This is a genomic window from Liquorilactobacillus vini DSM 20605 (genome assembly GCF_000255495.1).
In the GTDB taxonomy this organism is placed as follows: Bacteria; Bacillota; Bacilli; order Lactobacillales; family Lactobacillaceae; genus Liquorilactobacillus; species Liquorilactobacillus vini.
On the sequence record NZ_AHYZ01000181.1, the window covers coordinates 1 to 312 of the forward strand.

Annotated in this window: 1 protein-coding gene; it reads left to right on the forward strand. The window is 35.9% G+C overall.

The window, feature by feature from the left end:
• On the forward strand, positions 1–312 hold a 312-nt coding region (locus ON15_RS09750), incomplete at both ends, for an IS1380 family transposase (protein ID WP_010581308.1).

Here is a 312-nt window from a genome sequence, read left to right on the forward strand (position 1 = left end):
AAAAGTTTCAGTTCACCAACTTGGCCGATAAACTATTGAGGTTCAATGACCAGCGACGATATTGTCAACACAGTAATTCTAGTATCTTAAAACAGTTAATTCTTCAGATTATTGCCGGTTATAGCACAGATTCTGCGGCAACTTTTTTAGAAAAAGAACCACTTTTTAAATTATTATTGGATAAATCGTCTTTGGCTTCACAAGCAACAATATCACGTTTTTGGCAACGTTTTGATAAAGATAGTGTTAGCACATTACAGACTTTAAATGAGGCTTTGATCGATCGGGCTAGACTGTTAACCAACCAGACAG